This window comes from Gluconobacter sp. P5H9_a, from assembly GCF_018812085.1.
Classification (GTDB): Bacteria; Pseudomonadota; Alphaproteobacteria; order Acetobacterales; family Acetobacteraceae; genus Gluconobacter.
Genome location: NZ_JACRVW010000001.1, coordinates 397,936 through 422,024, shown reverse-complemented (window position 1 = coordinate 422,024; position 24,089 = coordinate 397,936). Strand labels below are relative to the sequence as shown.

General features: G+C 56.3%; 24 protein-coding genes. 9 read left to right on the top strand and 15 right to left on the bottom strand.

What is annotated here, in order from left to right; all coding sequences use genetic code 11:
• Positions 1-26: 26 nt before the first annotated feature.
• A complete protein-coding gene (locus KP708_RS01915; protein WP_202207124.1) occupies positions 27-449 on the bottom strand; it encodes a helix-turn-helix domain-containing protein in 423 nt (140 codons plus the stop codon).
• A gap of 106 nt (positions 450-555) precedes the next feature.
• Here KP708_RS01915 and KP708_RS01910 point away from each other — a divergent pair, with 106 nt between their 5' ends.
• Complete coding sequence (locus tag KP708_RS01910) at positions 556-1,320, top strand: SDR family oxidoreductase (protein WP_202207123.1); 765 nt, start codon at positions 556-558, stop codon at positions 1,318-1,320.
• A gap of 73 nt (positions 1,321-1,393) precedes the next feature.
• Here KP708_RS01910 and KP708_RS01905 read toward each other — a convergent pair whose 3' ends face one another.
• Positions 1,394-1,876 (bottom strand): DUF2501 domain-containing protein, encoded by a 483-nt coding sequence (locus KP708_RS01905; protein WP_202207122.1) that lies wholly within the window; start codon positions 1,874-1,876, stop codon positions 1,394-1,396.
• A 232-nt stretch (positions 1,877-2,108) separates the two neighbouring features.
• Between KP708_RS01905 and KP708_RS01900 the strand changes: the two genes are divergently transcribed.
• Positions 2,109-4,220 carry a S9 family peptidase gene (locus KP708_RS01900; protein WP_252347341.1) on the top strand — a complete coding sequence of 704 codons (2,112 nt, stop codon included), beginning with the start codon at positions 2,109-2,111 and terminating at the stop codon, positions 4,218-4,220.
• A 40-nt stretch (positions 4,221-4,260) separates the two neighbouring features.
• Here KP708_RS01900 and KP708_RS01895 read toward each other — a convergent pair whose 3' ends face one another.
• Positions 4,261-5,574, bottom strand: coding sequence for a lipopolysaccharide biosynthesis protein (locus KP708_RS01895; protein ID WP_215750041.1), 1,314 nt, complete (start codon positions 5,572-5,574; stop codon positions 4,261-4,263).
• Positions 5,575-5,802: 228 nt separating this feature from the next.
• Between KP708_RS01895 and KP708_RS01890 the strand changes: the two genes are divergently transcribed.
• A complete protein-coding gene (locus KP708_RS01890) occupies positions 5,803-6,918 on the top strand; it encodes a hypothetical protein (RefSeq protein WP_215750040.1) in 1,116 nt (371 codons plus the stop codon).
• A 43-nt stretch (positions 6,919-6,961) separates the two neighbouring features.
• On the opposite strand, the gene KP708_RS01885 is transcribed toward KP708_RS01890, so the two are convergent.
• From KP708_RS01885 to KP708_RS01865, 5 genes are all read right to left on the bottom strand, one after another.
• Positions 6,962-8,149: a lipase family protein gene (locus tag KP708_RS01885; protein ID WP_371822699.1), complete on the bottom strand. Its 1,188-nt coding sequence runs from the start codon at positions 8,147-8,149 to the stop codon at positions 6,962-6,964.
• Between the two features lie 129 nt (positions 8,150-8,278).
• A complete protein-coding gene (locus tag KP708_RS01880) occupies positions 8,279-9,229 on the bottom strand; it encodes an HlyD family secretion protein (RefSeq protein ID WP_215750038.1) in 951 nt (316 codons plus the stop codon).
• A 16-nt stretch (positions 9,230-9,245) separates the two neighbouring features.
• A complete protein-coding gene (locus KP708_RS01875) occupies positions 9,246-9,446 on the bottom strand; it encodes a DUF1656 domain-containing protein (protein ID WP_016737852.1) in 201 nt (66 codons plus the stop codon).
• Complete coding sequence (locus tag KP708_RS01870; RefSeq protein ID WP_215750037.1) at positions 9,440-11,449, bottom strand: FUSC family protein; 2,010 nt, start codon at positions 11,447-11,449, stop codon at positions 9,440-9,442. Before KP708_RS01870 ends, KP708_RS01875 begins: the two co-directional genes overlap by 7 nt.
• A 165-nt stretch (positions 11,450-11,614) precedes the next feature.
• Positions 11,615-12,103, bottom strand: a complete 489-nt coding sequence (locus KP708_RS01865; protein WP_237389903.1) for a hypothetical protein — start codon at positions 12,101-12,103, stop codon at positions 11,615-11,617.
• Between the two features lie 142 nt (positions 12,104-12,245).
• Between KP708_RS01865 and ykgO the strand changes: the two genes are divergently transcribed.
• The 3 genes from ykgO (at position 12,246) to KP708_RS01850 (ending at position 13,334) form a co-directional block, all read left to right on the top strand.
• A complete protein-coding gene (gene ykgO, locus KP708_RS01860) occupies positions 12,246-12,371 on the top strand; it encodes a type B 50S ribosomal protein L36 (RefSeq protein ID WP_007281615.1) in 126 nt (41 codons plus the stop codon).
• Positions 12,372-12,412: 41 nt separating this feature from the next.
• The gene (locus KP708_RS01855; protein ID WP_252347340.1) at positions 12,413-13,039 is read left to right on the top strand and encodes a M48 family metallopeptidase; all 627 of its coding nucleotides are present in this window, start codon (positions 12,413-12,415) and stop codon (positions 13,037-13,039) included.
• 64 nt (positions 13,040-13,103) lie between these two features.
• Positions 13,104-13,334: a hypothetical protein gene (locus tag KP708_RS01850; RefSeq protein WP_202207116.1), complete on the top strand. Its 231-nt coding sequence runs from the start codon at positions 13,104-13,106 to the stop codon at positions 13,332-13,334.
• Between the two features lie 48 nt (positions 13,335-13,382).
• Here the strand turns inward: KP708_RS01850 and KP708_RS01845 are convergent, their stop codons facing one another.
• Complete coding sequence (locus KP708_RS01845; protein ID WP_252347339.1) at positions 13,383-15,584, bottom strand: TonB-dependent siderophore receptor; 2,202 nt, start codon at positions 15,582-15,584, stop codon at positions 13,383-13,385.
• Positions 15,585-15,693: 109 nt separating this feature from the next.
• Positions 15,694-17,934 carry a primosomal protein N' gene (locus KP708_RS01840; protein ID WP_215750035.1) on the bottom strand — a complete coding sequence of 747 codons (2,241 nt, stop codon included), beginning with the start codon at positions 17,932-17,934 and terminating at the stop codon, positions 15,694-15,696.
• Between the two features lie 33 nt (positions 17,935-17,967).
• On the opposite strand from KP708_RS01840, the gene KP708_RS01835 reads away from it, so the two are divergent.
• Together KP708_RS01835 and KP708_RS01830 are read left to right on the top strand one after the other, a co-directional pair.
• On the top strand, positions 17,968-18,918 hold the full coding sequence (locus tag KP708_RS01835; RefSeq protein WP_202207114.1) for a tyrosine recombinase XerC: 951 nt from the start codon (positions 17,968-17,970) through the stop codon (positions 18,916-18,918).
• Positions 18,915-19,814, top strand: a complete 900-nt coding sequence (locus KP708_RS01830) for a retroviral-like aspartic protease family protein (RefSeq protein WP_215750034.1) — start codon at positions 18,915-18,917, stop codon at positions 19,812-19,814. The genes KP708_RS01835 and KP708_RS01830 overlap by 4 nt, the downstream gene beginning before the upstream one ends.
• On the opposite strand, the gene KP708_RS01825 is transcribed toward KP708_RS01830, so the two are convergent.
• A complete protein-coding gene (locus KP708_RS01825; RefSeq protein ID WP_215750033.1) occupies positions 19,811-20,095 on the bottom strand; it encodes a helix-hairpin-helix domain-containing protein in 285 nt (94 codons plus the stop codon). The two genes, KP708_RS01830 and KP708_RS01825, sit on opposite strands and share 4 nt — an antisense overlap.
• Before the next feature lie 77 nt (positions 20,096-20,172).
• Here KP708_RS01825 and KP708_RS01820 point away from each other — a divergent pair, with 77 nt between their 5' ends.
• Positions 20,173-20,958 (top strand): SDR family NAD(P)-dependent oxidoreductase, encoded by a 786-nt coding sequence (locus KP708_RS01820; RefSeq protein ID WP_215750032.1) that lies wholly within the window; start codon positions 20,173-20,175, stop codon positions 20,956-20,958.
• 11 nt (positions 20,959-20,969) lie between these two features.
• Here the strand turns inward: KP708_RS01820 and KP708_RS01815 are convergent, their stop codons facing one another.
• From KP708_RS01815 to KP708_RS01800, 4 genes are read right to left on the bottom strand one after another with little or no spacing between them, the layout of a single operon-like run.
• Positions 20,970-21,701, bottom strand: a complete 732-nt coding sequence (locus KP708_RS01815; protein ID WP_215750030.1) for a hypothetical protein — start codon at positions 21,699-21,701, stop codon at positions 20,970-20,972.
• Positions 21,702-21,760: 59 nt separating this feature from the next.
• The gene (locus KP708_RS01810) at positions 21,761-22,303 is read right to left on the bottom strand and encodes a hypothetical protein (protein ID WP_215750028.1); all 543 of its coding nucleotides are present in this window, start codon (positions 22,301-22,303) and stop codon (positions 21,761-21,763) included.
• A 58-nt stretch (positions 22,304-22,361) separates the two neighbouring features.
• A complete protein-coding gene (locus tag KP708_RS01805) occupies positions 22,362-23,705 on the bottom strand; it encodes an ammonium transporter (RefSeq protein WP_256445246.1) in 1,344 nt (447 codons plus the stop codon).
• Positions 23,705-24,043: a P-II family nitrogen regulator gene (locus KP708_RS01800; protein ID WP_029495718.1), complete on the bottom strand. Its 339-nt coding sequence runs from the start codon at positions 24,041-24,043 to the stop codon at positions 23,705-23,707. Before KP708_RS01800 ends, KP708_RS01805 begins: the two co-directional genes overlap by 1 nt.
• Positions 24,044-24,089: the final 46 nt, after the last annotated feature.

Below are 24,089 nucleotides of genomic sequence, written 5' to 3'. Positions count from 1 at the left end.
GGCTGGCAAAGTATGCCAGCCACAGATTATTTGCTGTCAAAAGCATTCCGGGCGGCTTCCACTTCAGACAGATTTTTCTCTGCCCAGATCCACACCCCACAAAACGCTGCGCCCAGGCTTAGTCCCAGCGCTGTAAGACGATAATCCACCCGTGGCGGAATAACCGGGTGAATCGTACGGGTCACCATCCCGTCCCGTTCCATTTGCCGGAGTGTCTGGGTCAGCATCTTCTGGCTGATACCCTCGACTTTTCGTGCCAACTGCGTGAAGCGCAATTCCTTGTGCTCTTCCAAAACCTCCAGAATGATCATCGTCCATTTGTCAGCAACGCGACCAATGAGCTCCGTCACCAACCGCTCAACGCGCGCATCGCACTCCGTAGGTGGCGTTGCTTCGGCCAAACGCTTGGCACGGCGTTCAGGCGAGGCTTCGTAGGGGTTATCCGTCATAGGGGGTCACTCTCTTTTCGGTGCGTATAAATCTTTGAGGTGCCTTCTTTCGAATTGACGATAGCCCGCTAGATAGAGCGTTCCAATTCTCAATGGAGCAACTCCAATGAAACCGAGCGGAAACACAATCCTGATCACTGGTGGTGGCTCAGGCATAGGCCAGGCTCTTGCACAGCGACTGCATGATGCTGGCAACACGGTTGTCGTCGCCGGGCGTCGCCAGAATGCTTTGGATGAAACGATCGCCGGTCGAGCCAACATGCATGCACTAGTGCTGGATATTGAAAGCCCGGAGGGGATTGCTGATTTTACAGAACGGCTTCTAAGCGCATATCCGTCACTTAATGTTCTGATCAACAATGCCGGCATCATGCGATTTGAAGATTTGGCGCAGACGCATGATCTGGCGGATGCCGAAGCGACGATCACGACCAACCTCCTCGGGCCGATCCGCCTGATCAACAGCCTGACGGATCATCTGCTCAAGCAGCCGGATGCCGTCGTGATCAATGTGACATCCGGGTTGGCATTCGTGCCGCTGACGACAACACCCACCTATAATGCCACCAAAGCCGCGATCCATTCCTACACGATTGCCCTCCGAGAGGTTCTGAAAGGGAAAGTCGAGGTTATCGAACTTGCGCCCCCCGCAGTACAGACAGGCCTCACGCCTGGCCAAGAAACGCGCCCCGGCTATCAGCCCCTGACGGACTTTACGGATGAAGTCATGGCGTTGCTGACGCAACAGCCCACGCCACCGGAAATTCTTGTCGAACGCATGCGCTTTCTACGCTTTGCGGAGGCCAATGGTCAGTTCGATGAAACACTGACCAAGCTCAACGCTTTTGCCGCGCAAGCCCGCAACGGTTAAGAGGCCAATGCTCATAAAAAAAGCCCCGGGGCAGTTGCTCCGGGGCTTTTCTCAGGACGAAAACTCAAAAGATTCAGTTGCCGAGGCTCTGAGCCTTCTTGAAGAGATCACGGCAGACCAGAACCTGCTTGTCCTTGGGCAGCGTGGAGATGTCGAACGGCGTGTTGGTGCTGGTCTGGAGCAGACCACGGCCACCCAGTGAGTAGTACTGGTCGTTCTGAACATCAGAGCGCTTGGCAAGCTTGCGGGATGCCGAGCGCGGCCCTGTACCCAGCGAGAGCTTCTTATGGATGCAATAGGACGTCAGGCCTGCCACGTTGCCAGCCTGCGCATTGTCGATGGATGGCATGCCATTTTCACCAAGCGTACCAGGCGTTGATGCAGTTGCAATACCGTTGATACCACCGACGGCCTGCACGTGGTTAGGCGTGATCACAGCCTGAGTTCCTGGTGGAACAATCGGCTGTCCAGGCTGCGGAGCTGTCTGTGCAAAAGCAGCACCAGAGACAGCAAGGCCAAGAGCGGCAACGGCAGCAAAATACTTATTGGTATTCATGGATAGAGTCTTTCCATGTTCGATATTATTACACAGCGGCTATTCAGGAATATAATCACCAGAGCAATACTCTGCTGGCTATCTCACGGCCGTTCTCTAAAAACACTTGAGATCCGACTTAGTTTCTTTTCGAATCATCTTTCCCGATTTTATAACGCCATGAGGCCCCGCATTCAGGCAGTCCATTAACGCTGGATTGAGTCCCCGGCATTTCTGCGCCAAGGTTTCGGATATGTCAGACGCGATGCAATCCCTCCCCGTTCCGCCGGCTCCAAAGCAGGAGCCCCTGTCAACAACGCAGCTTGGCCGGACCAGAACTGACGCCTACGCCTGGATGAAGGACGAGAACTGGCAGCAGGTTCTGCGGGATCCGTCTGTCCTTCGTCAGAACATCACCGATCACCTCAAGGCAGAAAATGCGTACGCCGAAGCGGTGCTCTCTGGCATGGAACCGCTTCGCAAAGAGCTTCTGCAGGAAATGATCGGTCGTATTCCCCTTGCCGAAGAATCCATTCCCGTGCCTGATGGTCCTTGGGCCTATTACAGCCGCTTTGAAGATGGGGCTCAGCATCCTCTCCGGGCACGGCGCCCGCGCGACGGCGGAGAAGAGCAGATCCTTCTGGATGTGGACGCCCGCGCCAAACAGTTTGACTATTATGCGCTCGGCGGGACGGCCCATTCCGCGGATCATCGCTACTTTGTCTATTCCGAAGACGTGCAGGGCTCTGAAGTTTATCGCATTCAGGTCAAGGACCTGGAGACCGGAGAACTCTGCGCCGAAGCGGTTGAGAGCACGACCGGAAGCTTTGCTCTTTCCCCTGACAGTGCGTGGCTGTTCTGGATCTTCCGGGACGACAATGGCCGCCCATCACGGATTTACCGCCGTCCTCTGACCGGCGGGGCGGACGTACTCGTCTTCGATGAAACCGATGCAGGCTTTTTCCTCAGCATCGGCACCAGCGCCTCTCGCAAGTGGATCGTTATCGAACGCGGGGATCACGATACGAATGAGACGCTTCTGATTCCTGCTGCCGAGCCGACAGTAATGCCTGTTGTTGCAGCTCCCCTGGTCCGGGGAGAGCGCTATTCCTTCACGCACTGGAATGATCGTTTCATCATTCTCACCAACGCGGGCGGCGCTGTCGATTTCCAGTTCATGCAAACGCCAGATACGGCAACAGATCGGGAAAACTGGCGCCCATTCGTCCCGTATCTGGAGGGGCACTACCTTCTGGCGGCTACGGCGTCGCGTGATTATCTGGCATGGGCAGAGCGGAAAGACGGAAACGTTTATATCCGCGTCGTAAAGACAGGCGTAACAGGAGATGTTCGTGCGCAGGCCGCCACGATCGGAATGGACGAACCCGCATATGATCTGACCCTTCAGGGCATTCTGGAATATGACGGCTCTGTTCTGCGCTACGTCTATCAATCCCCGACAACGCCAGCGCATTGGTATGACTACAATCTGGCAACAGGCGAGCGAACCCTGAAGAAGGTTCGCGATGTCCCGTCTGGCCATGATCCAGCGCAGTATGAAACGCGGCGTCTGTTCGCGACGGCTGCAGATGGCGAGCAGGTTCCCATCACCGTTCTGATGCGGAAAGGCCAGCCGCTGGATGGCTCTGCCCCCCTTCTGCTCTATGGATATGGCTCCTACGGCATTGCGATGGATGCAGGGTTCTCCACAACAGTCTTCAGTCTCGTTGACCGTGGATGGGTTTATGCCATCGCGCATATCCGTGGTGGGTCCGAGAAAGGCTGGAACTGGTTCCTGCAAGGGCGCGGCAAGACCAAACCCAACACCTTCACGGACTTCATTGCTTCCACAGAGTATCTGGCCAAAGAGGGCTATGGCTCAGCAGGGCGCATCGTTGCTCATGGTGGCTCAGCCGGGGGCCTACTGATGGGCGCCGTGGCCAACATGGCACCCGACCTCTTTGCCGGGATCGCCGCGCAGGTGCCGTTCGTGGATATGCTCAACACCATGTCTGACACGTCCCTGCCACTGACCCCACCAGAATGGCCGGAATGGGGAAACCCACTTGAAGACGAAGAGGCTTACGATCTCATTGCCAGCTATTCACCGTATGACAACATTCAGGCGCGCCCCTACCCGCCCATTCTTGCCATGGGGGGCCTTTCAGATCCGCGAGTGACCTATTGGGAACCTGCAAAATGGATTGCCAAGCTCCGTGAAGTGGCCTCAGGCGGCCCATTCCTGTGCCGCATCAACATGGATGCAGGCCATGGCGGATCATCCGGGCGCTTCAAACGACTGGAAGAAGTTGCGCTGGTGCAGGCTTTCGCCATCTGGGCAATGGATCGCGCGCCTCTACGCTAAAGGGATGACAGTCTGGCCCACGCCTGCAGGGGGCCAGACATCACTCGGGTTTCGGCTTCCCGATCCGTCCGCCAAACATCCAGACCCCGGCAAACCGTGACAGTAAGATAGCCGCGTTACAGGCAGCCGTCGTCAGGCAGGCACCGGCGAGACCAAAATGCATAGTCAGAACATAGAGCGCGGGAAAATAGATCGCCATGATAGCCGTGCGGCTGGTCATCAGGAACTTCACATGCCCGACGACGATCAGCAGGGGCTCCAGCGGAATAACCAGCAGGCTGAAAACGGCGGCCATCAGCATGATGGAAATGTAAAGCGATGTGTGATGCACATGAACATGCAGCATCAGACGGAAAATCTTTGAGCCAAAAAACGCAGACAGCACCAGAAGCAGCAGGGACAGTGCGGTCAGCACGCCAAACATTTTCCATGTAACGCGCTTGAGGCCTTTCCAGTCCTGCTTGTCCCGCATCTTGACCAGTTCGGGGTACAGCACCGGCGAGATGAGCTGGGCAGGCGTAACAATCCCGTCTGCAATCTGGCGACAAACGCGGAAAACAGCAGCTTCCGCCGGGCCAAGGCCGTTACCGACCAGAAGCGTTGCAACATGCCCGGAAATGTTACCGAGTGTCTGGTTCACGCTGGCCGCACGCGTAAACTGCCACATGCCGGGGATCTGCCAGCGCCAACTGCGATAGGCTTGGAAATAGCGGAACCGGAACTTCCTTCGCAGGATATCCATCGCGTAATAGAAGTAGAAACCGTAATCGATGATGATCGCGAGCGCCCACATTGCAAGGAAATATCCAAGCTTCAGATGCAGGGCATATCCGACCAGAACTCCCACCGTCTTTACGAGCGCGGCACAGGTATCAATGATCGGAACAAGGTGAAATTTCCCTGCCATTCGCAGAATACCGTTGGCCCAGCCTGAATACATCAGTGGGCTCACAATCACGTACAAATCCGCCAGAAACCGGACATGCCTGGACCAGTGTGCCGTCACACCATAAATCTGCACGGCGACAAGCCCGAAAATAATGGACCCGGCCGCAGACATCGTATCCAGCCGGATACAGAAATGAACGACCTTCCGCAGCAGGTCCGTTTCGTTCTTGCTGAATGCATCACTGCCAAAGCGGATCAGCGTCTGCCAGGACTGCATCCGTGACAGAACGGATCCGGTCGAAGCCAGAGAATGAATGAGGATCAGCAATCCAAAGTCAGAGAGGCCCAAAGCGCGCACGGTGAACGCGATATAGACAAAGCTGCACAGGGCATTGACCACACGGCCAAGGGTGAGAACACTGACATTTCGGAAAATGGATCTGAAAACAGAGCGCTCGGCGGACATGCGGGCTTTCTGACCACAAAGCCCCGGGAGTGTCCATGCCGGAACATGCATCCCTGCGTTTTGCCGCGTTCTTGACAGCGAAGACCCGAAGACTATGAACAGGGCCCTATTCCGAGCCTCTGAGGTGTTTCAGAGGCACTTCATAACCGGGATGGCGCCCTTCCAGCAGACGGCGTTCCGGACAAGAGCAGCAGGCAGTCTGCTCCGGGCAGGACGCAAAAGACGCTCATGAAAATCGCCTTCATTTATATTGCCGAGCCTTATCAGTGCTACCACACCGCGTCCGTTGCCAGTGCACTTGCGGCAATACCGGGATGTGACGTCACGGAATACTACAGCTTTCCAGAGACCATTGATCATCTGGCCCGCATCAGACGCGCTCTGAATGTTCCGCCGCTTCCGCTGCTGCCATTTCCCAGATCCTGGAAAGCAAACATCCTGAAACGCGCACGCCGTCTGGATCAGGAGCGACTGGTCATTCTTCAGGAGAACGTTGAAGAGCTGAACCAGTACGATGTGGTTGTCGCAACGGAATATACGGCAGGCGTCCTGAAAGACATGGGGCTGAACGGCCCGAAACTCATCCTGCTGATGCATGGCGCCGGAGACCGTTACGTTAACGACGAGCATCTTGTTCGAGAGTTTGATCTGACGCTTGTGCCCGGTCCGAAAGTCGAGACTTACTTCCGGGACAAGGGGCTTATCCAGAATGGTGCATCACGCATCGTGGGTTATCCCAAATTCGACGTATTCGAAGCCGTCCGCCGGGAAAATGCCGTTTCTTTCAGCAACGAACGTCCCTTCGCGCTCTATAATCCGCACTATCAGCGTGTCCTGACATCTGCACCCACGTGTATGGACACCATCATTAAAGGCTTTAAGGCACAGAACGATTACAATCTGGTCGTGGCCCCTCACATCAAGATGTTCCACAAAGGCTTTGGCATCCGGGAGCGTCTGCTTCAACGCCAGCAAAGCCCCGAGGTGCTCGTGGACACTGGCTCAAATGCCATGCTGGACATGACCTACACGTCTCAGGCGGCCCTTTATATTGGGGATGTCAGCAGTCAGGTTTATGAATTTCTGGCCATCCCGCGCCCCTGTATTTTCCTGAATCCTCACAAGCTCCCATGGCGTGACGATCCGTATTTTTTACACTGGACACTCGGAGACGTGGTCGATGCCCCCGCAGACATCATGCCTGCGGTTGCACGGGCGGAAGAACGTCATGCGCTCTATCGGCCAGTGCAGGAAAAACTGTTCCGGGAAACGTTTGGGGAGCCCTTGCTCGGGGCATCGCAAAGAGCGGCTGACGCGATCGTCAGTTTTATGAACAACGTCTGAAAATCCCTGAGGAAGAGTGCTCTCCCTTAGGGTAATCATCTGATTATTGAGGAATCGGCGTGCACTGCGGTGTGACTGGCTCACCGGCCATCACAGCTTTTGTAAAGGCGGCTGAGTTCGGCAGGGACGCATTGACTGTCTGAGAGTGGTCCAGCCCTTTATACAAATGCGCCTGAACTGTTGATCCAGCTGCACAGGCTGCCTTGACCAGGCCTTCCTGCAGCTGTGGCGGAACGTCCTGATCCGCGGTGCCCGTTCCAACAAAAAGTGGCTGGGCCAGTTTCAACGTCGGGTACGTCATTGTTTTAAACGCGGGCGTCATGGCCTTTACAAACGTGGGCTGAAGCGCATTCGCAAGCGTCAGACCGTCTTTCTCCGCCATGTCTGAGAGGCCCGTCAGGCAGGAGGCAGCCGCTGCCTTGAAGGCCGGCATAGCCTTGGACGTAAAGGCATCTTCGGGATGGAAGGTCGGATGCAGACCGGCATAGGACGAACCAATCAGCAGCGTGTAAGCCACCAGCGGGCTATACCCCGATGACTTGCCAGCTTCCTGCAACAGGCCAGACAGTATTTCCGGCGTCATGTACGGGATGCCTGTCGCCACAGTCCCGCGCACATTGATATCCGGAGCGTAAGTCGGTGCAAACGCCGCAGAGGCAAAGGCTGCTCCGCCGCCCTGGGACTGTCCAACGATCATCACTTTGTTCTGGAGGCCCGGCACAGACTTCAGCGCAGCCCGCACAGAGTCCAGCACGCTATAAGCTTCAGCGCGCGTATTCAGATAAGGATGTACACCCGGTGTTCCCAGTCCCTGATAATCCGTTGCGACAATCGCAAAACCGCGCTTCATCCATTCGGACAGGTAATGAGTATTGCGCTCGCTGTAGGGGTTCAGAGACGGTGCGCAGCTGTCATCATTTCCCACCGTACCATGCGCCCAGGCGACAATCGGCCACCCGCCTGCGGGGGCTTCGCCAGCAGGAACAATGACTTCGGCAGTTACGGGGACAAGCCCCTTCCCCGTAACACCATCTGTGGAAAGATAGGTGATGCGCAGGGAACGAGCAGCATTCGGAAGGCTCAGGGTCTCTGCCAACGGAGCAGAGTTCAGCAGAACACCCGGCTTCTGTGCGCTGTTCTGAGGTGCGGCATTCGCCTGCGCTGAGATGGCGGCAATACAAACGCCACCCATAAACAGACTGATCGTCTTACGGGAAAAAGATACGCGCACAATTCTTCCTTACCTGAAATGCTCTGTGGGCCTGACGAAGTAAGGTACGGGTTCTGACGGAAAAAGTTGTATGAAAATCCTGTGCCCACCCCAATCGGGGCATTTTTGCCCCGGATATTGGAATTTCTCTTATTTATGACCAAAGAGATGACGAACATCATCACCGAAATGCTGAAAAGCATCCTGCGTTGAGCGATGGCGACGATTTCCCGTCTCTGAAACGACCGTCACGGTTGCTGTCATGCCAGCAGCCAATGTGAGATCGGACGGGACCTTATCGATTTTCACGCGCACTGGAATACGCTGTGCCAGACGCACCCACGTATAAACTGGATCAACTGTCGGCAGACCCTGCTCATTCACCAGTGCATTGTTACTGGCAATACCGCGCGTAATACTCTCGATGTGACCAAAAAGCGGGTCATGGTAGCCCATCAGATCCATGCGAACGAGATCACCCTCATCCAGATCATGCACCTTGGTTTCTTCGAAATAGCCGTCGATCCAGTATGAGTTGGTATCAATGACGTGCATGTTCACGACGCCGGCTGTTGCAAAGTCACCCGGTCGCATGATCAGGTTTGTGACAATACCGTCTATGGAACTGCGGACTTTTGTACGGTCCAGATTGATTTCTGCCTGACGCAGGTCCGCCTGAGCAGAAGCGTACTGTGCCGCTGCCTGCTGGGACAGTGCAACGTACTGCTTCTTTTCTTCCTGTGAGACCGCCACACCGGGAATGGCCTTACGCCACTCGGCCTGCACTTGCTTGAACTCCATGTCTGCCTTGCGTTCGGCGACCTTGGCCTTGGCCGCATCCACCGCGACCTGGAAATCGAACGGATCAATTTCGTACAGGACATCTCCATGGTGGACAGGCTGATTATCCTGCACATTCACATGAAGGATCTGACCTGAAACGCGCGGCGCGATATTGGCGACCTGAACACGCACCTGCCCGTTCCGGGTCCAGGGAGAGGCTGTGTAGTAATCCCACAGGATAACCACCACGACGGCAGCCACCACAAGGATGGAGATCGTAATGGTCAGGCGGATCAGACGATGGGCACTGGATAGCACTTGAAACGGCCTTGTATCAGAGGATCAGGGTATAGAGCCCGAGCAGGCAGATAAGGATGCCGAATTGGGCAAGCGGCGGATCCCAGACGAAACGCCACAGATCAAACCAGCCCATGAGCCAGCGAAGAATAGCCAGCGTCAGAAGTGACAACGCCAGATTGACGACGAACGCAGACACAAGCAAACCGCCAAGGTCTACGACCTGTCTCATCACCATCGTTTGCGTCCTATTCCATAATGATGAACAGCCGTCCGGTTCCGCAGCAGCATGACGCGCACGGCTTCCAGCCCACCCACACAGTTGAGGATCAGAATCTCCTCACTGGGGGCGCCAAGTCGCAGACGGTCAAGGAATTCCTGGGTCATATCTGCCAGTTCGCGCTCCAGAATACCCAGCCTGTCTCTTGCAAGGGCTTTGCGCGCGGGACGGACGAGATGCCGCAGGGAAGGCATACGAGCGGCCTGATCCAGATAAAGCTGGACGCGCGCAATCGTGCTGGACAGATCCTCAAGCGCTACAAGCCGCTCAAAGACATGCTCTGAAGAGGTGCCTCCCTTGGGTAACCTCCTCGTCCAGAGCAGAAGTTGACTCAGACGGTCATATTTCCGGCTGAGCAACGCAGGCCCCATCGTCTCACCATGGCCGCCGAGCTGTGATTCCAGATCCGAAGAGATGGCCACGGCAATCCGGAAACGATGCCGCCGCGCCGTCGGTGGCCACAGCAGAACCAGAAGAATGAATGAAAGAACCGCTGACAGAAAATAGAACGTATTACGCTCAAGGAAGGCCGCCGGATCGTAACTATGATGATTCCCCAAGCCCACGAAAACGAGAAAGAACGCACCATAGTGGAAGCCCACAGCGGCCGTTTTCGGATTCATCAAAAGAAGGCAGGCAATAACGGTCTGAGGCAGGAGAACAAAGGCCAGGCCCTGAAGGGTATAAACGTAGGGCAGAACCCAGAAGGACAAAAACCCTGCGGCAAAAATCCCGAGAGGCGTGCCAATCATCGCACCTTTACCAAACTGGGCTGTGTCCAAAGAAGACGATGCCAGCACAAGGACCAAAGCACACTGAGAGAGCGCAGTCGCAGAAGCTGGCAGTCCTGTTCCGATGCAGAATGCGGCTACAAAACTGAACCCGAGCAGCACACGCATACTGTTGATAAAGGCCGTAATGTAATCCGGGTTATTTGAAAGTGTTGCCAGCCTGAGCGCTTCTCCCGCCGGGGTCGCCTTCATGAGCGTACTGATACCAGTACGAATATGCAGCCGGTTACTCAGAAGCGTTGCGGCACGTTCCAGAAACCAGGCATCCCGAGGCGTGGGAAAGTACTCAGGGTCTTCTTTCCGGATATTGGACAGGATGGTGCCCATGGTTTCCTGACGGTTCGTGCCATCCTCCACCCGTTCGTGCCACTGACGCACATAACGCACCAGAATGTCCGTGACGCCCCCCTCTTTCAACAGGGCGGAAATGGCTCGGCTACAGGTCAAAACCGTCAGCATACCAATAATACTGAGCTTGGCGCCTGCCATGCGCAGTCGGCTACGATCCAGCTCCGTTCGGGCATAGGAGATCTGCGTCATCAGAGACAGAATTTCGGAGGCCAGTGCCGTGGTACCCTGCGCCGAGGGTGAGGGCTCTCCCATAATGGCAGAGTGACTCAGACCACGGATTCTCTGCCCCAGATTCTGGAGCCCCTTGGCGAGATTGCGCCAGGCCTGTGGTGAGCCAGACAGCAGATTGACGACAGCAATGGAGGCAACACCGATAGCGACCGTTGAGGCACGCGCTACACTGACGTGATAAATATTCTGGGGCGCATCAATGCTGGCAACTGCAACAAGGGCCACCATGTAGCCCGCCAGAAGCGCACCATACGCCCGGAAATCGCGTTCCAGTGTTCCGACGAAAGCACAGCCAGCCATCCAGAGCGCGACACCTCCGAGAAAGAGGCCACGATCCTGGCTGAACATGGAAATCAGAAGGATAGAAACGCCGACACCCAGCAGGGTGCCGAGAAAGCGGTAAAACGCTTTGGAAAGCGCCTGCCCCCGAAGGGGTTGCGCAAGAATCATGACAGTCACGCCAGCACCGGCCGGCGTGTCGACCTGAGCCCAGAACGCCGTGGCGAGAGCCAGAACGAGCGCAATCCAGGTTCGGAGACTGAACTGGATCCATCCCGGGCGAAAGACCGACTGTAACGTGGCGGTCAAGACAGATTATCCCTGCCAGGCAAACGGGTCATTCCGGCGCAGCTTACAGTTCCAGTCATCAACTCAGACTAAAAACCCTACTCCTCCCTTCAGAAGAAGGTTAGCCCCGGATTGGCCGTGACATGATTTGACGGATTTTATCGCCGAAACGTGATGTTCGACTCCTCAATCATCTTCATGAGGGAGAGCATGACAGGCTGCGGCGAGCTTTGGATTACTCTCGGCTGACTCCCTGCACAGCGTCCGTGCATCCGCACCACAGATCGTTGTCACGTCTTCCATGGTGGACGATGTCACGTCCCGCGCCACCTCGACGTCCTGATTATTCTCGTGCCCTTCTTCCTTGCTCAGTTGATCCTGTGCTTCATGCATCTCCTTGAGAGCATTGATACAGGCATCCGTAGCAGAATCGGGGTGAGTCTGCAGGACTTTGAGGACCTGATTGACCCCGATGCCCAACGCATTGATCGATGGGTCGTCATCATTGGTTTTGGCCCCTCCGTCCTCGGCATGAGCCAGGACCGGAAAGGCGAGCGGGACGGCCAGAAGGAGGGTGGCCACAAAGCGACGCTTGATCATGACGGCATGATTAGGGGAAAATAATCTCCGGACAAGCCTCATGGCATGATAGTCACACACCGTTGCAGAACGCATTCTGGCAGCTTTTCCGCGCTCCAGAACGCTGTTGACCTTGACTCCTTAAAGGACGGTCGTTAAGCGAGGCCATCCTTTTGCGGGCGTTCCGGCCCGCTATCCGGTCCATTGTGGGCCATACAGTCGAGAGCCTGGAAACATCATGAAGATCCGCAACAGCCTGAAGTCCGCAAAGGTCCGCGACAAGGACTGCCGCGTTGTCCGCCGTCGTGGACGCGTTTACATCATCAACAAGAAGAACCCGCGCATGAAGGCACGTCAGGGCTAATTGCTTTGATTCGCCGGATATCAAACAGACGGCGCTGGCTGATGGCTGGCGCCGTTCTGCTTTGTGCACCGGCCATTTCCTCTGCCACACCGCCGACCCCTGCCCCGTCCCAAACGTCCGGACCGGCCAGCGCTCCTTCCCCTGCAAAAAACGATTCCAGCAAGGCACATCCACACCACAAGACCGTTCAGGAACGTCTTGCTGAGGCGGAAAAGGCTCTCGCTCTCGCTGGAAATGAAAAAATTGCACGTCAGCTTGCTGATCAGGCTGAAAGCCTCCGCAGCCGCAGCCTGACAGGCGCTGTACGGATGCTTTTATCCGATTCGCAGGATGCACTGGGCAAACACGATTTCCAGAACGCGGAAGACGACCTCACCTCCGCCATCACCATCCAGCCTGACCAATCCATTCTTCGCCGTTATCGTGCTGCCGTGCGCCTTGCCGCGGGCGACAACAATGGTGCGATTTCCGATCTGGGCGTGGTTATTCAGGCAGACCCTGGTGACGCAACGGCATGGGGAATGCTGGCGGATGCAGAGCGGGAAAGGCACGAGCCAGACGCTGCCCTTCGTGCTTACAAACAGATGATGCAGCTTGATCCGCATGCTCCTGATGCAGACAAGCAACTCAAAATCCTTCAGACAGAGAAAGACGGACAGGAAGACTGACGAACACAACCTCTTGTATTCGTCAGCGTTCATTCCCTGATTCACTCTATTCAGGAGGACCTTCATGAAAACCAAAACAGTTCCCACCGATCAGGCTCCCGCAAAACAGGGTTGTTGCAGCAAAGTCAAAGCCTGTTGCAAGCATGCTGGCCGCGCCCGCGAAATCAGCCTGGCTGTCATGACCGGCATGGCGACAATCGGCCCCAAGCGTTTCCGCCCCTATTTCCAGCAGGCACTCGCCGTTATTTCCGTCGTGGCAGCAACAATCCAGTTCTTCCGTAACCGGAAAGGCTGACCATTCCTCTGGCCAGACTCTAACCCGGATCTCTGGCCAGAACCCTCTTCAGAATCGCTTTGTCAGACCACCCATAATCGTTCGTGGGGCTCCAACAACCGTTCGGCTTAAAGAAGCTGACGGGAAATATCGCTTGTCGGCTGCATTCTGAACGTTGACCTGCGCGCTCCAGGACCCTCTTTCATAATACGCAGCCAGATTGACCAGAGCATAGGCAGACGTTTTGTACGTCAGGCCATAGATGGGATCGCGTGGCGTGTAGTTATCGGCTGGGCTGGCCCCCTCAAAGTGCACACCCGCCCCAATACCAAGCCCCTTCAGCATCCCTGACGGGATGGAATACTTTGTCCAGACATTGAAAATATGGTGCGGAACACCCGCAAGCCACAGAGTTCCGCCATTGGGCAGGAGCTGGTTGTCTTTGGTGATTTTGGTATCGAGATAAGTATACGCAATATTGGCAGTCCAGGTCGGGAGAATTCTGAGATTGCCTTCCAGTTCAAACCCTTTGCTCGTCTGCTCACCCTGAGCAATTGAGTAAAGCGGATGAAGTGGATCTGTTGTCGCGACATTTGTCCGCGCCAGATCGAAAAGGGTGGCCATCCCTGTCAGCACACCGTTTCGCGTCTGCGCTTTGAGGCCAACCTCGTAATCCGTTCCTCTCTGTGGTGGCAGGATATTCTGCTGATAATCAACAGACGTCGTTGGCAGAAACGCCTTGGACCAGTTGAAGTATGCAGACATCCAGTCCGTAAAGGCCCAGGTAATGCCTGCGTGCGGACTAAAAGCCGTCGTTGGGGGATTGTTCCCGCCCCGGCCACTGGTCGCACGATCCCAGCGCACACCAAATGTCACCGCAACCTGACGGCCGATCTTCATATGGTCCTGAATATAGGCCCCGAACTGGTCCTGCCGTGTTTTGGAAATGACACCACTGCTCGCATAGTCGGGAACATCTCCATAGACCGGATTTGCGAGATTGAGATTTGTGGTGGTTGCAAAGCCGGTGGTGGAGTTGGTTCCATTCTGACCATAGTCGGTCCCGACCAGAAGGTAATGCGAGATTAGGTGTGTTGTATGGAATTTAAAATTAACGTTCGTATCAATTCGAACGTCAGTTCCGTGGTTATTATACGGTCCATAGTAATACCGACCAACCTGTGAAAGATCGTTCGAGAACCCCGTCGTTGCAAACAGCCATCTGTTATAGGTCTGACGGTACACCTGATACCGAAACCCTTGATGGAAGCCGATGTTCTCATTGAACTTGTGATCGAACATGTAGCCCAGATGAACATAAGTCTGTCGCTGCTGGGCAGGGTTTCCAACATCGTTAATGGCAAAATCCCTGGGTAGTTTTCCCCAGGGAGACGGCAGAACCGTCCCGTATGCCGGGATCGCCGTATAAGGGTGACCGCTCGTGCGATTATAACGGAACAAGAGCGTCAGATCGGTATGATCTGTCGGGCGAATTGAAATGGATGGCGCAACATAGAGCGTCTCCATATCCGAGGCACGAACGAAGTAATCCTGTTTCCGGTAAACGGCATTCAACCGTGCTGTAATCATCCCGTTGGATGTCAGCTTCCTGTTGATATCCGCGCGCCCTTCATAATAGGACCAAGATCCACCCTGAGCCGTGAAGGTGGCAAAATTACTGTCTGTCGGCCTCTTGCTGACCATATTGACCATGCCGGACAGCGGTCCCTGCCCAAACAGACCCGACGCCGGCCCTTTGATGACTTCCATGCGCGACAGGCCCACAGTCTCGTTCATGGAAAGGCTGTCGATGGTTTTCATGCCATCGAGATAGGTCATGCCGGATGTGCTGAAGCCACGCACGCGAATACTGTCATACAGGCCGTAGCTGTCCGCGTGTGACACGCCTGCCACGTTTTGCAGCGCATCCGACAGGCGGATGACATTCTGCTCATCCATCAGCTTGCGGGAAACGACAGAAATGATCTGAGGGTTTTCCAAAAACGGAATGGCCATCTTGGCGGCACTGACAGAAGCGGCCTGCTGCTGCCCAACCACCGTGACAATATCCTGCTTTCTGCGCCTGGCCGCAGAAGAAGGGCTGTTTTTACGAGCGTGGGCCGCAGAAGAGCTTTTCTGCTTTTCCGGTTTCTCTACCAGCGAGCCTGCACTGGCGGAAGAAGACAGCAACAACTGGGAAACGAACATCAACGCCATTGACTGAGTGCAACGAAACACACTCCGACCAAGGCTGGCTGTTGTAGGGCTCATTTGATTCGCATCTCGAAGAGTAAAGGTTTGATGCTAATGCGAGTCATTCTTAACAAATACAAGTGTCCGGACTTTTTTTGTCATAATCCGGATTGTCGTTATCAACGCTTCAGAGAAACGAGATAGGATCGATATCGATATCGATCCTGGCGCTTCCTTTGGGCCTGATGTCTTTCAGCCAGTCCCGCAAAATCGGCTGGACAGCAATTCCCCGCATGGTCCGCAGCAGTAACCGGCGCCGGTGCCGCCCGCGTAAAACAGCCAGAGGCGCAGGGGCTGGGCCTAACACCTGCACCCCTTCCCGTTCCGGTGCTGCAAAGGCTATCTCCTTTGCCAGAGCATCTGCCGCGTCTGCCGTCGCAGCACTGATGATCAGCGCCGCCAGTCGGCCGTATGGTGGCCAGAAAGAAGGGCGTCTCTGCTCGGCTTCCTGCTCCATGAAGGTCTGAAAATCATTGGAAACAAGCGCCGTCATGACAGGGTGCTCACCCACGTAGCTCTGAAGCAGGACACGGCCAGGACGCTCCGCACGACCCGCACGACCCGCGACCTGGTGCAAAAGCTGAACCGTGCGTTCCGCTGCCCGCAGATCGCCGCCACCCAACCCCAGATCCGCATCCACGACACCGACCAGCGTCAGCTTCGGGAAATGCCAGCCTTTGGCGACAATCTGGGTTCCGATGATAAGATTGACCTCGCCATCCGTGATCTTCCGCACAGCCTCCGCCGTAGCCGCCGGCGAGCCCAGTGTATCCGAAGACATGACCAGGATCTTTGCCTCAGGAAAGCGCAGCTTTGCCTCTTCCGTAATGCGCTCAATTCCCGGCCCAATGGGTACGAGCGAGTGTTCGGCGTGGCATTGCGGGCAGTCTGACGGAATACTCTCGGTGTGACCGCAATGATGGCATGTCAGGATACCACGCGCGCGATGTTCCACCAGCCAGGTGGAGCAGTTGGGGCACTGCATTCGGTGCCCGCAGGCACGACAGAGCGTCAGCGGTGCATAGCCACGGCGATTGAGGAACAGCATTGCCTGCTCCTCGTTCTTCAGGGTCTCATCAATGGCAGTGCAGAGCACCGGGGATAAAAAGAGCCCACGCTCTGGCGGATCAGCCCGCATATCGACCAGAGAGACGTCCGGCATCGTCGCTCCGCCATGCCGGGCAGTCAGCAGTTCATGATGGTACCGGCCGCTTTCCACATTCGCCAACGTCTCCAATGACGGCGTGGCAGACACAAGAATGGCAGGAGCGTTCGCCAGACGGGCGCGAACCACAGCCATGTCCCGCCCATGATACATAACGCCTTCTTCCTGCTTGAAGGCGCTCTCATGCTCCTCATCCACCACGACGAGCCCAAGATCTTCAAACGGCAGAAAGAGCGCTGATCGCGCGCCCACAACGACACGGGCCGTCCCGTCCGCTACAGCGCGCCATGTTTCGCGTCGACGCTTGGTTCCGAGGTCGGAGTGCCATACGGCTGGGTCTGCACCGAAACGACGGATAAACCGATCCGTCCACTGAGCTGACAGAGCAATTTCCGGCAACAGGACCAGAACCTGTTTCCCTTGCGCCAGACAGGCCGCGACAGCCTCGAAATAAACTTCGGTCTTTCCTGATCCTGTCACACCCTCCAGCAGAGTGACGTCAAAACGCTGCTCTTTCACCGGGCGGCACAGCTGCTCGGCAACGTCTGCCTGCTCTTCAGAAAGCTGCGGTGCACCGTGAGTTGGGTCCGGCGTTGCGAAAGGAGCCGCGACAGAGATGACGGCTTCCCGAAGGAGCCCCGCAGTCGCGAGCCCTCGGATCACAGCGGAACTGGCACCGCTGGCCGCCGCGAGATCAGACGTCGTCATCGGTGCATCGGAAGCCGCATTGAGGACGGAACGACGGGCCGGAGTGATGCGCAGGCCCTCTTCCGGTTGTTCTGTTCTGACCCAACCCAACGCAGGTTTTGGTGCGTCCTTCAGGTGAATGCGGGTTGCCATCGCCAGTACAAGCCCAGGCGGCGTCAGGGTATATGCAGCAACCCAATCAATAAACCGCCGCAGACTGCCCGGCAGGGGGCGTACGTCCAGCTTTTCGACAACCGGACGCAAACGGGACAGCGGAACCTCGCGCCCCGGAGCCGTCGCGAAGTCAGCAGGGACTGTGCTGGCCGTATCCCAGACACATCCGACCGTCTCCCGCTTTCCCAAGGGAATTGACACCAGATCGCCCGGTTGAAGCGCCATGGGTGCCAGATAGTCTAACGGCCCCGGAAAAGGCAGCGGAACGAGCACCGAGACACGCGTTCCGGTGGGGGGTGGCTTTCGCCAGAGGTCAGGCTTGGGTAGGCTGCTGGATGCCATGCCTGTGTCTAACCTCCCTGAGCCCGAAATGCCATGATGGCCCATGACGCATTGCGCGACTGGACCGAATGGCTGACCCATGAACGGCGCTCCAGCCTGCGAACGGTTGAGGCCTACCGCCATGATATCGTTATGGCCCTCTCCTTCTTTGAGCAGCATCTGGGGGGCGAGGTTGATCTGACTGCTCTGGCAAAGCTCTCCCTAGCCGATCTCCGGGCGTGGCTGGCTCATGAAACCGCCCGGAGCGAAAAACCCACACGTCGCGCCACAAATGCCGATGCGCGTGCTCGTTCCAGAGCACGACATGTTTCGGCCCTGCGATCGTTCTTTCGCTATCTGGCCATGCGTCATGACGTCTCGAATCCTGCACCGGGGCTCCTCGCGACCCCTCGACTGAAAAAGCGCCTTCCACGTCCTCTTGGGCAAGAACAGGCCTTGGCCGCGCCGGAAGGGATTTCCGACGATGCTTTTACGAGCGCTGCTGCCATCCGGGACAAAGCACTCTTTACGCTTCTGTACGGTACAGGCTTGCGGATTGGTGAAGCCTTGGCCCTTGATGTGCGGGACCTGACCAACGCTGGTGAGAACATGCTGCGCGTGGTGGGCAAAGGGGGGAAAGAACGTCTGGTTCCGCTGCTTCCGGCAGTCCGTGACGCGTTGGAGTTATGGAAAGGGGTTCACCCTTCTCCGGCCCCGGACGCTCCGCTGTTCTGTGGTGTGCGGGGGGGCCGCCTGAATCCCGGTGTCGCCCAGCGGGCCATGCGCGAGTGGCGCAAGGGAGAAGGTCTGCCGGATTCCGCCACACCGCATGCTCTTCGCCACTCTTTTGCGACCCATTTGATGGAAGGTGGCGCTGATCTGCGTGCCATTCAGGAACTCATGGGCCATGCCAGTCTTTCCACCACCCAGGCTTATACTCTGGCAGACGAAAAGCACCTGCTGGACGTCTGGCGCAAGGCACACCCACGGGCGGAGCAGGAATGAAAAGACTGACATGGGGCATTTTGGCTGCTCTTATGGCTCTGACCGGCAAGGCTGAAGCAGTGCCATGCCACACAGTACAAGCGGCCGTTCTGCCGCTGCGCGATGATGGTGGATATCTGAGCATTCCAGCCCAGATCAACGGTCATGCGGTCTCCATGATCGTAGACACAGGCTCACAGGGAAGTCTGATGACACCTCAGGGAGTTGCAGCGCTTCATCTGCCTCAGGACCCAGACCGCCACACTGTCATGCAGGGCCCCAACGGCACGCCACACCTCGTTGCCAATATCCGTATTGCAGACCTGCAACTAGGTCGCCTTTCTCTTGGTGCCGGCTCTATGCCCATAGGCTCTCTTCCCGGCTCCCCGATGATTCATCCTCCTATTCTGGGACTCCTCGGAGCAGATGTTCTGGATGGCTATGACCTGGAGTTTGACGTTCCCCATCAGAAGCTCATTTTCTGGAAGGTTTCCTCAAACAGCTCGTCCTGCCAGCTTCTGCCCTCTTGGAAAGGCCAATGGAGCACGGTCCCGGCCCGGCAGGTTGACGGGCGCCTGATGGTAACGTTCACGCTTGATGGGACGCGTGGAACCGCGCTTCTCGACAGCGGTGCGCGCTCCCATATTGTCAGCACTGACTTCGCCTATCGCCTCGGCCTCACGGACGAACTGCTCGCCCTCGATCCTGGGGGTATGACTGCCGGTGTGGACCTGCATGAACGCCGATACCACTGGCATCGCTTCAAGCGCTTTTCCATGGGGGGCACAGTCTGGGTCGATCCAGTTCTGACTGTCGCGCCGGTTCATGATCAGGCCGACATGCTGCTGGGCTCAGACTGGTTCGCAAAACACGACATCTGGCTCTCTTACGCCACAAACCAGATTTTCGTTCGTTAAGGAGTTGGGAGCGTACAGAACGTCCCGGCTTTCATCCGTTCCTTGCGAACAGGCGTGAAAGCCCACCAGTTCAGGGCTTCTCCTGTTTTCGCCTGATGGATGGTGGCCGCAAACACGCCATGCACACAGGGATCATGACGCTGCTGCGTTAATTGACAGAGCTTCAGATAAAGATCGTCCGGCTCACAGGATGCCAGCTGCGCAGTTGAGGTAATCCCCAATATGGCAAAATCCGCGAGTGCTGCTTTACCAACATTCTTCAGCATTGTGAGATCACTCATGCCTGCCCGCTCTTTATTTGAAGCAACCATTATAGCGATCGGCACTTTAAAGTCCTAGCAACAAAAGGACATGATTCATGGCGACGCAGGGACTATCACGTTTCACCGGCCGCAAGGTTCTCGTGACGGGGGCGGCATCGGGTATTGGTCACGCGACAGCCCTTCGTTTCCTTGACGAAGGCGCTCATGTCATTCTTGTGGACCGGGATCAGGAAAAGCTCGACGAGGTCATGAAGAGCCTCGACCCGAACAAAGCTACGGCCTCTCTGACAGACATTTCAAAACCCGACGAAGTTCAGAAACTGCTGGACCTCACCAAACAGACGTTCGGCACACTGGATGTGCTGGTGAACAACGCCGGCGTCACCACAATCGGCACCGTTCTGGACGGCGATCTGGACGCCTGGCAGACCGTGTGCGCCACGACCCTGACCGGAACCCTGAATGTCAGCCGCACCTTTCTGCCCTTGCTGATCCAGAGCAAAGGCAACATCGTCAACACGGCCTCCGTCTCTGGAATGAGGGGAGACTGGAACACGGCCTATTACGATGTTGCCAAAGGCGGCGTTGTGAACCTGACGCGTGTTCTGGCGATGGATCACGGAAAGGACGGCGTTCGCATCAATGCCATCTGCCCGTCGGTCACACGCACTGCCATGACGGCGGACGCCCTTAAAGATCCAGCTTTCGTCAAAAGCGTCGAAGACCGCGTTCCGTTGCGGCGTCTGGGAGAGCCGGAAGATATGGCCGCAGCAATCACATTTCTAGCCAGTGAGGATGCGGCTTACATTACGGGATTGATTATGCCTGTTGATGGCGGCGTGACCGCATCAAACGGGCAGCCACCATTCCCTATGAGCTGATCTACAGAACATTACTGTACGTCTCCGCGCCGGTCCCGCACGGAGACGTTTCCTGAATGTGTGGCGAAGAAATGCAGCCCCTGCCCTTTGGAAAGAGGGCGCATATGGACTGGGATGGCGAAATACATCCGGTTGTTTTCCAGGCTCCAGATGATGATTTTATCCGTGAAGAACGGAAGTCCCAGACTTCCAATTTCTACTTCATCCTGAAAGACAACTTTTTCATTCTCTATCGGCGCGCCGCCCATAAAAAGGTTTTTGACAAGCGCGCCCTGCCCCACACTCAGAAAATCATCATAGTGCGTGAATTTCTTCTGATCCCCCAGACCTTCCAGGTTTTCCTTTAGTGATGAAATCCAGAAAGACGAAAATGTCGTGTATGTCAGATCAGGATCAAGGCTGACGCGCTTCTTCTTTTCGCCAACCCGAATATGAACTGTGAAGTCATCTTCCATGTCCACGGAATGACTGTCATTCCCTAGGAATGTTTTAAACGCCAGCTTGCAGGTTTTCGTATCTTTGACATCAAGATACGCGAACTGTCTTTCCGGAATATCATCCAGAACCAGTTCATTAATTTTGGAATGAAAGGCGCTTTCCTTATAGGTGCCGTTAATGACGACTTTGGCGTCATCATAGCCCTTGGGAAACTGTATTTCTATCGCAGCGGGTTTACCGTTGATTTTCACCGGTATAAGTGGCGCATCTCCCTCGCCTCTCAGTAATGGGAGAATGACCGGCATAAAAACCTCCGTCCCGGTAAAGGAACGGAGGTTTCTGACACCCGCTAAGACGTAGGGGATTATTCGCCTTTGAGGCGGCTGTTGCACTGGGACCAGTACCCGCCACCTTTCTGGATCCATTTCAGGCTACCGTTACCGCCGTTCGCCTTGTTCGCATTGTACTGGGCAACACAGGTCTTCATGCGAGCCTTGCCAGCGGACAGGCTGGAGAACTGGGATGAAACGGCTGTCGGGAACACAACGTTTCCAGACGTGACCGGAGCATTCTTGGACGCAATCGGGGCCTTCGTGCCTGCCACGGACGAATCAGGCGGGTTCGCCTTACCCGTCGTAACAGGCGCCGTCGTTGTTGGTGCTGTGGCAGCCGTTGCCGGGGCAGAAGTTGTCGCAGGTGCGGCTTCAGCCGTTTCGCTACCACAGCTTGCAGCCTTGAAGGCCTTGTAGCTTTGACCGTTCAGGGTGCCGCCCTTCTTGGCGGACTGGAATGCAGCATGGCATTCCTTGGCCGTCATCGCGTGTGCAGGAACCGAGGCAAGACCGGCAGCCAGAACAGCGGCCAGGGAAAGGCGGGACAACATACGGCTGGAAACCATGAAAAACATCCTTGTCTGTCAACCGGGAAGTCGCAGCCTCCCGGTTCAGAAACGCCGGTGACTACGATCAGTTGATGCGTTCACCATGCATGGTCGTGTCGAGGCCTTCAAGTTCCTCTTCTGCAGAAACACGCAGACCCATGACACGATCCAGAACCTTCAGGATCACGAATGTCATGATGACACACCAGACAATCGTCACACAGACGGCCTCCGCCTGAGCCAGAAGCTGTGAAAGGCTTCCGACGGTACCAGCCGGATTAGCGTCCGTTGCAGAGAGCGGCCCATAAGCCAGAACACCTGTCAGCAGAGCGCCAACGATACCACCCGTACCGTGAACACCGAACGCATCGAGACTGTCATCATAGCCAAGAGCGTGCTTGAGCCACGTGGCACTCCAGAAGCAGACTGCACCGGCAATCAGACCAATCACCACAGCGCCACCCGGCAGGACAAAGCCCGCAGCAGGCGTAATGGCGACCAGGCCGGCAACCACGCCGGAAATGATGCCAAGTGCCGTCGGCTTACCCGTCCGTGCCCACTCAACAGCCATCCAGGCGACACCACCAGCGGCGGCAGCAAGCTGCGTTGTCAGCATGGCCATGCCTGCACGACCGTTAGCACCCAGCGCGGAGCCTGCGTTGAAGCCAAACCAACCGACCCAAAGCAGGGACGCACCGATAATGGCGTAGGTCAGGTTGAACGGAGACATATCATCCGTTCCAATGCCCCGACGCTTGCCAAGAACATACGCACAGACAAGGCCAGCCACACCGGAGTTGATGTGCACGACCGTGCCACCGGCAAAGTCCACAGCGCCCAGGCCAGCGACCCAACCCGTTGGGCTCCAGACCCAATGAGCGACAGGCGCATAAACCAGTAGCAGCCAGAAAATCGTGAAGATGCACATGGAAGAGAACTTCATGCGTTCCGCGTAGGCCCCTGTAATCAGGGCTGGCGTGATGACGGCGAACGTCATCTGGAACATCATGTAGACGCTTTCCGGGATCGTCATCGGAACAGCAGCTGCCGTTCCTGCCCCAAGTGTGAAAGCAGAATCAACGCCGTTGTGGAAATTTGCTGCCACACCATTCAGCAACGCGCGGGACAGGTCACCAATCCACGGCGTACCATTCGAGAAGGCCAGACTGTAACCCGCAACCATCCAGACGAGACTGGCGATACAACAGATGGCGAAAGACTGGATCAGGGTTGCAAGAACGTTCTTCTTGCGAACCATGCCGCCGTAGAACAATGCAAGACCAGGCACTGTCATCATCAGAACGAGTGCCGTGCTGATCAGCATCCAGGCCGTATCGCCTGTATCAATAGCCGCAGGTGCATCCGCCGCCATTGCCGAGGCGGGCAGAAGAGCCGCAGCGGCCATAAGTAAAAGACAGGAGCCCTTCATCACAGAGCGCCCTCCCCGGTCTCTCCCGTGCGGATGCGGATAAGCTGATCGAGATTGGAGACCATGATCTTGCCGTCACCGATCTTACCCGTGCGGGCTGCCGTCATGATTGCCTCAATGACGTCTTCCACGACAGAATCCGCCACTGCGATCTCGATCTTGAGCTTCGGAAGAAAACTGACGTGATACTCGGCGCCACGGTAAATTTCCGTCTGGCCTTTTTGACGACCAAAACCTTTGACTTCCGTCACGGTCAGACCTTGCACGCCCAGTGGCGTCAGCGCCTCCCGGACATCGTCAAGCTTGAAGGGTTTTATAATAGCGGTGACGAGCTTCACGAACGGCATATCCTCGTTGGGAATCAGAAGACTGGGGGCCAGTATG